Here is a 10175-nt window from a genome sequence, read left to right on the forward strand (position 1 = left end):
ACGTCGGCGGGCACGTCGATGGTGGCGCAGGAGCTGTCCCGCAGTTCGGGCGGCACCTCCACGTCGAGGGTGATGTCGGGGGCAAGGACGTCGTCGGTGGGGGTGAGGAGTTGGCGGACGGTCCGTGTCGCGGTGTGTCCCTGGGACTTGGGGTCGTCGGGCAGTTCGCCTTCGGTGAAGAGCAGCAGGGCCAGCCAGGGCAGTTGCGGCTCGGCCGCGTCGAGGGCACGCTCCCAGGGGAGGATCATCCGGTTGAGGGTGATGTGCGGCAGGACGTACTCGAAGGCGCCGCTCGCCGCGGGCGCCGGGTGGAGGGCGTGGACGAAGGAGCCGTCGAGGGTGAACTGCGGTGCGCGGATCTCGGCGTTCTGGTGGACGGACGGCAGGTTGTCCGTGCCGACCTTGCCGCCGGAGACGGTGTGGCCGAGGGAGATCTCGTAGAGGCCGGCGGGCGCGGCCGGGATGTGGTTGTCGTGGAAGTGGATGTCGAACCGGGGATCGTCCCCGTACACAACGGGCTGTGTCATGTGGCGTCCCTCGCGCGGCGTCAGATCGTCAGGGGTTCGGCGGTGAAGGTGCCCGCCGCGGCGAGGGCGGCGAAGCCGTCCAGGCGGTCGTGGGAGGGCGGTGCCACGCCCAGCGCGGCGAGTTCGGCGTGGAGCGCGTCCCGGGCGGGCACGGCCGTGGTGGCGATGCCCGTGGCGACCGCGCCGATGCTGGTGGGTTCCTGGCCGGGCTGCCAGGCCAGGGGCCGCGGTCCGGTGGGCGCGTCGCCTGGGGTGATGGGCAGGGCGTCGCTGGGGGCGAGTTCCTCGAAACCGAGCGCGATGTCGGTCATCTCGCCGGGCGAGGGCCCGTCCTTGGGTCCGGGCACGGTGACGGTGAGGCCGATGACCTGGCCCGGTACGGTGGGCCGGTCGCTGTCGGGCTCGCCGGTGCCCCACAGTGCCTGCGGCACGCTGGTGGTGACGGTTTCGACCGTCCAGCCGCGCTGGACGGGGTCGAAGCCGGGGTCGTCGCCCAGAAGGACCGTCAGCGCGTGTTCGGAGGCCAGCCCGGTGTCGCCCATGGGCCGGATGTCGAGGGGCTTGCCGCCGGGGACGGTCGTCTCCCCGATGGTCATCTTGGAGGCCGGGACGGGTGTCGTGGTGGAGAAGGAGAAGCCGTCGGCCGAGACGACCCAGCGGTCGTCGCCGCTGTCGAGGCGGTGCGCGCGGACGGTCTCGTCCTCGGGCAGGATGCCGGTGAGCGGGGTGATCCGCAGCATCTCGGCGCGGGCGGGCAGCTGTTCCTGGACGTCGCTCCAGCCCGCCTCCTTGGCCCGGGTGTCGCGGCTCGCCCCGAACGACACGTCGAAGTCGATGCACCACAGGTGGACGGTGGCGATGCCGCCGACGGGCGGGCCCCACAGGTCGATGTCGACGCCGACCTCGCCGCGGACGGTGAACAGCCACAGGTCGACGGCGAAGCCGATGCGGACCCCGGCGGTGAACTGGAAGTAGAACGGCTTCCACTGGATGAGGGCGTCGAGCCGGGCCGTCAGCCAGGCCTCGACGATGCCGGCGTGGAAGGACACTTCCAGCCTGCCGCCCGCCATGACGGCCGCCGGGGTCAGCGCGGCGTACGCCTCGCCCCGGATGGTGACGACGCTGGAGATGCCCCACGTGTAGCCGAGGCGGGGCACGTCGGGGTACCAGTCGGGCCGGTCGAAGCCGGGGGCGTAGCCGCCGAGGCAGAAGACGAAGTCGCCCTCGTGGGACCCGCCGAACCAGGTGCGGTAGGCGAGCCCGCCGGTCAGCCGGCACTCGGGGTCCAGGACGTACGAGGCCGGGGTGAGCTCGGCGGCGAGGGCGAGCATGCTGTCGCGGGAGGTGTACAGCGCCTGCATGGCGAGCTGGACGCGGGCGATGGCGGGGTCGGACGGGCGGCCCGTGGGGAACGAGGCGGTGGCCAGGCCGAGGACGGCGATCGTGAAGTCGCTCCCGAACTCGACCAGGGCCAGGGCCTTGGCGTCGACGAACTGGAAGACGGTGAAGTCGAGTCCGACCGCGCACCAGATCTGCCCCTGCGCGGGGGTCAGCCAGGGCGGCCTGTCCCCCGATCCGTCGAGAAGGTCGTCGAGGACTTCGAGCGGGGGCCGGTCCGAGCCGCTGCCGAGCTCGGCGACGAACGGGAAGAGAGGTGTCTCGGCCGGGGCGGGCACCCGTACCGAGCTGTTGTAGCCGAAGCCCGCCGCGATGCCGCGCACCTGGAAGGGCGGCGGGCCCAGTCCGTTGCGCCCGGCCAGCACGCCGTAGAGGAAGAGCGACGGATAGCCGCCCTCGGCGCGGGCGTAGGCGCCCATCACCTTGACGCTCACCACCTTGACCTCGATGACGGCCATCCCGGCGAAGAGCAGGTCGTAGGGTGATTGCGCTTCCTTGACGAGGAACGCGCCGCCGATACGGACGGGGGGACGGTCGAAGGTGAGCCCGAGCCCTTCGAGGGTGGGCCGGAAGTCCCACTCGCCGTCGGCGATCCTGATGGCGAACCCCAGCTTGGACGCGCTCAGTTCGATGCCGCCCGCGTCGAAGGTGGCATCGATGGTGACGCGGGCCGTGCCGTCGGCGTACGAGAGCCCGATCTCGGCGATCCTGAGCGGGCCGAAGACCGCGTCGAGCGGGATGGACGCCTGGGCGGGCACGTCCTCCTCGTCGTCCTGCCGGTACGGCAGCGGGGGCGGGCCGGGCTGGGGCTTGCGCCGCAGCGGGTAGACGAGGCCGTAGGTCTTCTCCGTGAACGCGGTGGTGGCGGTGACGGCCAGCGATGCCCCGGCGGTGAGGCTGCGGGTGGGCAGGCCGAGGTCGACGCCAGCGTCGCTCATAAGGTCGTTGAGCGCCTTGACCTTGCGGACCTTCATGGCGGCCGAGAGGTGGAAGGCCTGGAGTCCGGCGAAGACCAGGTCGTCCTCGATGGGGGCGTTCTCCCCGATCGACGGCAGGTCGGTCAGCCCCGCCTCGAACCTCCCCTGCAGCAGGACGGCACGCAGCCGCGCCCCCGGCGTCCCCGTCCCGGCCTTCTGCGGCAGGGAGGCGAAGGCGAGTTCGACGTACTCGGTGGCGGCCGAGAACACGAACGCCCTCTTGCGCTTCTCGTAGGCGAACCCGGCCCTCTTGAGCACGGGCACGAGGGCGGGCGGCAGGTCGGCGGGGGCGGTGCCGAGCGCGTGGGCGATGTCGTCCCAGGACAGGCCGTCCTCGGACTCCCAGGTGCCGATGAGGGAGCCGCCCTGGTAGGAAGCGGCGAACTCCATCGTCTTGGGCCCGCCGTCCGCGCCGGTGAAGACGAGTACGAGGGTGGCGGTGAATCCCTGGACGGACGCTTCGAGTTGGAGGTGCGGCGCGAAGTCGTCGCCGTCCTCGCCGGAGTCCTCCTCGGTGGCCGGCAGCGTGAAGTCGAGCTTCACGCCGGTGACGGTCTGGAGCGCGTCGATCGTGAACGAGACGACCACGGGGCACGGCCCGTCGACCACGGTGAACGACAGCGTGCCCGCCACCGTGACCTCGCCGGGGTTGGGAACCGCTCCGACGACGGTGATGTCCGCCGACGTCAGCCACGTCTCCAGCAGCGGGCCGACGCCGGGGATGTCGCTGATCAGATCCCCTGGCAGGACGAAGTCCCCACCGGGTTCGGGGAAGAGGTCGAGCAGGTCCTTGAGCGAGAGCGCCATGGGTTCTCCCCGGCCTTGGAGGAACGGCTTCCGTCACCGGCTGGAAGCATGGCAGGCCAGGGGGGTGCGCTGGGGCGAGTTCGTGGTAACTATCCTGTAGTAGTGGGCATTTCAGGCCATCGAGGGATCGATCCGGACAGGCTCATTCCTTATGGCCGGGGCCTTGCGATGGGGGTTGGTGCGGGCGCGGCCCCTGCGATGCGCCGAGGCTTTCCAGCGGGCCTGCGCCGGCCGTGGGCGAAAAGGCGTGGCCCCACCGGCTACAGGGTTGGCTGACAATGTCAGGAGCCGTCGGCGCAAGGCGGGCACGAGTCGGGAAGGGGTCGGCCGGAGCGGCCGATATCTCATCGGGCACGGTGTGGCCGTGGAAAGCCCTGATGCCTCCCGTCGAGCTCGCGGTAACGCTGGTGCGGGGCCGGGGGAAGAGTGGCGGCGGGAGCGCGTCCAGCAAGGGGTAGCGATGGCGTATCTCATGGCGCATGCGCAGTCCGCGGCCGGAAAGGGTGAGGTGTTCCTGACCCACTCCGATGGCGGCGACGTCGGCGTGCGCACCGCCGTCGCCCGCGACATTGACGAATCCGACCAGCCGGCCATCTCTACGCGCCGCGATCCAGGTCAGGCTTCGGGACAGCACCGGCGCGAAGGGGGTCGGCCTATGAGCCGGCCACGACGCGCTGAACAGCTCGTTGGGCTCGGCATCCGTCAGGGCTGGAGCACTAGACGGCGACGAAGCGGCGGTTGCCGTCGGCGGCGAGGATGCGGCCGAAGCGCATGCCGGGGAAGTGCGCGGCGACCAGCAGGTCCTCGGTGTCGGCGGCCTCGTCGGCGATGCGGTTGCGTACCGCGGACGCGGCTGCCGGGTCGACGTCCCAGATCACCTGCCAGTCGCGCTCGCTGAACTGGACCACCGAGTGGACTACGTCGCCCAGCAGCAGCGCACGGCGCCCGCCGGAGGAGAGCACGTACACGGTGGTGCCGGGGGTGTGGCCGGGAAGGTGGAGGGCGTCGATGCCGGGTGCGAGGGTGAAGTCGGCGTCGAACAGCTCCAGTCGGCCTTCGAGCGGGGTGAGCTTGGCGACGGCTTCGGGAGTCGCGGCCTGCCCGGTGACGAAGTGCTGCCAGTCGGCGCGGTGAGCGCGGTAGGTGGCGCGGGGGAAGACCGGCCGTCCCTCGACCGCGGCCCAACCGACGTGGTCGAAGTGGAGATGCGTGAAGACCACATCGGTCACGTCCTCGGGCGCGACCCCCTGGGCGGCGAGCGAGTCCAGCAGCGCGCCCCCGCGGTAACGGCCGTCGTCGAACGGCCCGACCCCGGCGTCCACCAGGACGGTCCTCTGCCCGCTGCGCACCAGGAAGCCGCCGAGCGGCAGGTTCAGGGTGCCGTCCGGCTCCCGGTGGTGGTCGTGGCAGGCCCACGGGTCGTCCGCGCCGGGGCGGGTGAGGATCTCGGCGGCGGTCTCGGTGCCCACCCCGTCCATGACCGCCAGGACCTCGATGTCGCCGATCTTCACGTACAACCCCTCCCGTAACTGTCCGTCATGAGCCCGTGCCGGAACCGGCGTCCGCTCACGGGTCGTCGGCTGCAACCGCCCCCGGCGGCCGGGCATTCCCACGGGGGACCACCACGAGCACCGCCGGGCCCGCGCGTCCCGCATGCGGCCAACCTGCCAGACCACACCCGACCGTGTGCCGACAGGCCAGCCCTCCCCCTCCCCCTTGTCCGCGCCCCATCAAAACCAAAGCAAGATCATAAAAACACCTTCGAAACACAGACGCCGGGGCGCAGCGGCGCCTTCGAAACCACCAGACCCAATGACAGGCTCCGGCACAGACCACTCAGACCAGCAGCCTGCACCGGGAGCGGTCCGCACCACAGGAAGGAAGCCTTCTCCATCCATCACAGCGGGCCATCGAACCGGGCGACTGCCGGACGAGGCAATGGCGGCACCTGGGCCGTGCCGCGTCTCTGCGCGGCGAAGCCCACGCTCGCGCAGCACTCGTAAGACCCCGCCGACCACCCAGGTCCGGGAGCACCTCGGTGGTCCACGCGTCGTCCAGGCCCTGCTCGTCCCCGGCCGCCCACGCCTCGACACCCCGGTCCCAGCGGCGTACGTTCATCGACCATCCCGCCTGCCGATCCGGCGACCTCCGGGCTCACCGGACGGCGGCAGCGGAGTCCCGGAAGGAACGGCCGCCGATCAGGACAAGCCGTTCGCATCGGCGCGGGCTCCGCTGCCGGGCGGGTGGGCCGCCGCGGTCAGGCTGCCGGGCGGACGGCGTGGCTGCGGCCGGAGCCGGCGCGGCGGACATCCCGGACGGCCAGGGCGATCATGACGGCGGGAACGAGAACGTCATTGGCCAGGATGCCGCCCGTGTTCCCGGCGGCGTGGTCGCCGTTGGCGAACCACTGGTAGACGTGGCCGATCGCGGCTCCCCACAGGAACGCGGCGGCCGCCAGCCCACTGGTGAGGCGCTCGCGGGGCGACGCGGACGCGCCACGGAAGCCCAGCACGGCGAGGCCGAGGTTGGCGAAGGCGATCTCGAACTGGAACGGCGAGCGGGCGAAGCCGATGGCGTCGGCCATGCCCTTCGGGGCTGCCAGGAACGAGAGCGTGATCCACAGGCTTCCGACGCCGAGGGCACCGACGGCCCACCAGCGCTGCCAGATCTCCGCCGCCGGCCGGCCCGGGCTGCGGTGGCGGCAGCTCAGCAGCGCTCCGAGGGCGGGCACCAGCATGAAGAGAAGCGGAAACGTGGTCTGAACGGCGTAAGGGACGTTGTCCATGGACTTGAGTGTTGCACGGTTAATATTAACGACGCAAGAGTCCGGTAGGCTGGTCGCATGGACGAAGGACTGGCAGAGCTCCTGCACCGCGTGGTCATGCTGATGGGCGAGGCGGCCCGGCGCCGCTCCGGCCCGAACCAGCGCCTCTCCCACAGCCAACTGCGGCTACTGGGCACCCTTGAGGAGATCCAGCCCGCCACCCAGCACCAGCTCGCCGAGGCCCTGGCCCTGTCCGACCCCGCCATCAGCCGTGCCCTGCGCCCACTGGAGGCGGAGGGGTACGTGACGATCAGCGTCGACCCCGCCCACCGGCGCCGGCGCCTGGTCGCCCTCACCCCGACGGGCCAGGCCACCTTCCTGGCCGAGGGCAAGCCTCTGGAAGAAGAGCTCCGCACCGCCCTCCTGAAGGCCGGCTTCCCCTACGACCGCTACCTCGCGGACACCCACCGGCTCGCCGCGCTGCTGACCCCCGCGGAGCCACGGCGCGGAGCCACAGCCCGGCAACCGAACGGCACACCGGAACCGGATCAGGCGGGGCCGGCGCGAGCGAGGAGAAGTTGAATCCCAGTCACCTGTCCCGACACCCCCGACGTCACCGGCGTCCCCGAGGGCCTCGCCGAGAGGCCAAGCAGGGCCCGGCGAAGGAGATATACGACGCCCGGCGCACTGCGTACCTGTTCCCCGACGGCGTCCTGATCTTTCTTCCGGGCGTCGTGGCGCACGGCCCGTGCCAGCGCGCCACTCGGTAGCGGAGGCAGACGGCCTTCGAGGTGAAGGCGCGCGTCTCGACGAGTTCGAGATTCACCCTGCGCTCGCACCGGGGGAAGAACGGGATGCCGCCGCCGACCAGCACGGGGTGGGCCCTGGCTTCCGCCAGGCCGCCGGTAGCCAGGCGTGCCAGTAACGGCCGTTGGACTCGTCGAGCAGCGCTGTCCCGTAGTCGGTGTCGACCACTGAGACGTCGGCGTGCAGAGTGAAGGTCATGCCGGTCCTCCAGTGGAGGCGGTGTCCGGGGACGTGGCTCGACTGCGGCGGGAGCGGAGCCAGACCTCGCAGCCGAGGGTGGGATCCAGGTCGCGCAAGTAGCGGGGATCCGGGTGGAGGCCGAGCAGCCGTGCGCGGAGGGCGGAGGCGTCGATCAGGCCGGCGCGGGCGAGCAGAGGGTCGTCGAACAGCTCCAGCAGGGAGGCGCGGTTCCGGCGAAGGCCGGTGTGGAACTCAGCGCTGTACTCCCCCTTGGTGGACCGTCCCAGGATCGCGGCGGGCACGATGCCGTGCATCGCGGCGGCCAGGACCGGCTTGTAACGGCCGGGCGCGAAGCGTTCAGGTACGCGGACTGCCAGCGCCGCCTCGATCACGCCGTCGTCGAGGTAGGGGGCGGCGTACTCGAGCCCGAGGGGGGTCGTGAACTGGTTCAGCTGGTGGATGCCACGCCCGCCGGCGAGGACGCAGGCCAAGGCCGTGTGCTGGCCATGCTGCCGGGCCAGCGGCCGGGCGCCCGAGGAGGCGGCCTCGCACAGACGGTCCCGTACGACCCGCACCGCGTCCGGAGTCGCCTACGACGGCATTCGGAGGCCCACGCCCCAGGCGACGGAGAAGGCCGCGAGTTCCCTCCGGGCCAGGGGTGGGGCACTGGTCAGCCCATCGGCCTGAGCAGCGAGCCACTGGGCGTACGTCCTGCGGTCGGCCAGGCCGCGGACGGCCGGCCACAGTCGGGTACGGCGGAACGCGCACTGACGGTGGAGGCGGGCCAGAGCGGCGAGGGGCCGGCTGCGGACGTAGTCGTAGAGGTGGGAGGAAAAAGCAGTGAAGAGTTCGTCCCCGCCACCGCCCGTCATGTGCAGTCGCGAGCCGCGGTCCGTCATCAGGTGAGTCATGGCCGCCAAGCGTGCGGTGTCGCGCACCCAGGCCCCCGGTTCCGCTGTGGGAACAGTCGTGTCGGCAAGGCCGGTGTACCACGGCGGGATCTCCGTCCTGCCGACGGCGACATGGTCGGCGCCGGGGAGCCACGAGGCGGCCTGTGCGCCCCAGGCGGGGTCGTCGTTGCCGGGATCCTGGCTCTCCCAGCGGAAAGTGATCAGCTGGGCGCCGTCGCGCGCGGCGAGGAAGCACAGGCTGGTGGAGTCCATGCCGCCGGACAAATCGGAGCTGATGGTGCCGCCGCCCGCAGCGCAGGAACGGACTGCGGTCTCCAGCGCCCGCCGTACACCAGGCACTCCGTCGGCGAGCGTCAGCACCGGCTCGGGAGACTGCCACCATCGGCACGTACGAGCCCGCCCGTCGGGGTCGATCAGCAGGGCGTCGTGGGGCCGTAGGGCCTGCACGCCTCCCCACACACAGGCGTCGTCCAGCGGGTGAAGGGGCGGCGAGGACAGCAGGTGCAGGGCCAGTTGCTGTTCGTCGATGCCGGCCCCGGTCAGCGATGCGAGCGTATCGGCCCGGTCGGCGGCGACGGTGGTATCGCCCACGCGTGCGTAGAAGACGCGCCGCGCACCCGAGGCACTGCCTCTGACGCGCACCCGGCGGCCGAGGGAGACGACCGCATGGAAACTGCCCGGCAGCCCCTGCACGGCCCGTTCCGCATCGTCGATGTCGTGGGCCAGTCCCAGCCTCGCCGTCAACGCCCTGGCGGTGACCGGGCAGCGCCCGATGACTGCCATGCGGGCCGCGCCGGTCCTGGCCACCTTCACATGCCCCTCCGGCCAGTTGCCCAGCAGCCATGACCGTCCGGAGGCGTGCTCGATCGCGTTGGCGGCCAGGGGCCGCAGCGCCCGCGCGGCGGTGAGGCCGGCTTCGCCGTCGGGAAGGACGGCGAACCACGCCTCACCGGTCATGGCGCCCGACCGCCGTCTACAGAGGGAACCACTGGAACGGCGGCGGGCCGCCGTCAAGCTCGTTGGAGGTGGAAGCACCTCGCGTCAGCTCTCCGAATTCCCCGACTTCAACCAGCTCAGGCGGCTCGTAAATCTCCTGCTGTTCCATGACGATCCCTTCTTCCGTAACCTTCCCTCAGTGCGTATGTGTGCCGCGTTCTGGAGATTCCCTGACGTCAACCAGCCAATCCGATCAGTCGAATTGTCCACCCGGGAGGGTGAATCGACAGATAATCCTCCCGACTTGTTGCACGCCCCGGCATTGCTTCCCCTCAAATCCGGGGCGAGCGACAATATCGGCCGCGGCATACCCGCACCCGCGCCCTGGAATTGGTGTTACAGACCCCACCGAACCTCTTTCATCCCGGCCCTTGAAGAGTGAAACGCGCAGGTCGGCTGGGAAGACGCGGAAGAGCCCCTCGTCGTTGGCGCGGTGATTCCACGGGGCGTCGGAGGCGGCGGTCTGGCAGTACGTGGACGAGACACTTGAGATCCTTGCGGCCCGGGCACCCGGCCTCCGCCGCACTCGTCGGCGGGTGCGGTCTCGACCACCGGCCCGTGCCAGGAGACCCACAGAGGCTGATCCGCAACTGGGCCCGCGCAGCGTCACGGGAGGAGGTCCAGGCACTGACGCGGGCGTACGCGGACGGGCTCGCCGACGGGGTGGCGGAGGCCGTGGCAGGCGGAGCCGACCTGCTGCTCACCGCCTTCGGCCCGGCACCGCTCAGCCGGACGGCCGGCGAAGCGTTCGGCATCCCCGTCATCGGCACCTACCTCGCACCGTCGTTCGCCACCAGAGAGTTCCCCC

At 71.3% G+C, this 10175-nt stretch carries 7 protein-coding genes and 3 pseudogenes; 2 read left to right on the plus strand and 8 right to left on the minus strand.

All coding sequences use genetic code 11. The features are described 5' to 3' along the window. The 4 genes and pseudogenes from K6I34_RS22705 to K6I34_RS22725 form a co-directional block, all read right to left on the minus strand. A pseudogene (locus K6I34_RS22705) lies at nt 1–527 on the minus strand (hypothetical protein); the annotation flags it as partial. A gap of 20 nt (nt 528–547) precedes the next feature. After that, nucleotides 548–3709 (minus strand): DUF6603 domain-containing protein, encoded by a 3162-nt coding sequence (locus K6I34_RS22710; RefSeq protein WP_229328174.1) that lies wholly within the window; start codon nt 3707–3709, stop codon nt 548–550. Nucleotides 3710–4425: 716 nt separating this feature from the next. Beyond that, the gene (locus K6I34_RS22720; RefSeq protein ID WP_229328175.1) at nt 4426–5220 is read right to left on the minus strand and encodes an MBL fold metallo-hydrolase; all 795 of its coding nucleotides are present in this window, start codon (nt 5218–5220) and stop codon (nt 4426–4428) included. Between the two features lie 746 nt (nt 5221–5966). Next, entirely contained in the window at nt 5967–6494 is a 528-nt protein-coding gene (locus tag K6I34_RS22725; RefSeq protein ID WP_229328176.1) for a DUF6790 family protein, read from the minus strand. Between the two features lie 57 nt (nt 6495–6551). Here K6I34_RS22725 and K6I34_RS22730 point away from each other — a divergent pair, with 57 nt between their 5' ends. Beyond that, nucleotides 6552–7055, plus strand: a complete 504-nt coding sequence (locus tag K6I34_RS22730) for a MarR family winged helix-turn-helix transcriptional regulator (protein ID WP_229328177.1) — start codon at nt 6552–6554, stop codon at nt 7053–7055. A 172-nt stretch (nt 7056–7227) separates the two neighbouring features. Here the strand turns inward: K6I34_RS22730 and K6I34_RS22735 are convergent. The 4 genes and pseudogenes from K6I34_RS22735 to K6I34_RS22755 all read right to left on the minus strand — a co-directional run. Further along, a pseudogene (locus K6I34_RS22735) lies at nt 7228–7398 on the minus strand (dihydrofolate reductase); the annotation flags it as partial. A 76-nt stretch (nt 7399–7474) separates the two neighbouring features. Further along, nucleotides 7475–8035 carry an asparagine synthase-related protein gene (locus K6I34_RS22745; protein ID WP_229328179.1) on the minus strand — a complete coding sequence of 187 codons (561 nt, stop codon included), beginning with the start codon at nt 8033–8035 and terminating at the stop codon, nt 7475–7477. Nucleotides 8036–8050: 15 nt separating this feature from the next. Continuing rightward, nucleotides 8051–9328 carry an asparagine synthase-related protein gene (locus tag K6I34_RS22750; RefSeq protein ID WP_229328180.1) on the minus strand — a complete coding sequence of 426 codons (1278 nt, stop codon included), beginning with the start codon at nt 9326–9328 and terminating at the stop codon, nt 8051–8053. A 16-nt stretch (nt 9329–9344) separates the two neighbouring features. Continuing rightward, nucleotides 9345–9476, minus strand: coding sequence for a lasso RiPP family leader peptide-containing protein (locus tag K6I34_RS22755; RefSeq protein ID WP_229328181.1), 132 nt, complete (start codon nt 9474–9476; stop codon nt 9345–9347). A 449-nt stretch (nt 9477–9925) separates the two neighbouring features. On the opposite strand from K6I34_RS22755, the pseudogene K6I34_RS22760 reads away from it, so the two are divergent. After that, nucleotides 9926–10175 (plus strand): annotated as a pseudogene (locus K6I34_RS22760) (glycosyltransferase); the annotation flags it as partial.

This window comes from Streptomyces sp. UNOC14_S4, assembly GCF_020740835.1.
GTDB lineage: Bacteria > Actinomycetota > Actinomycetes > Streptomycetales > Streptomycetaceae > Streptomyces.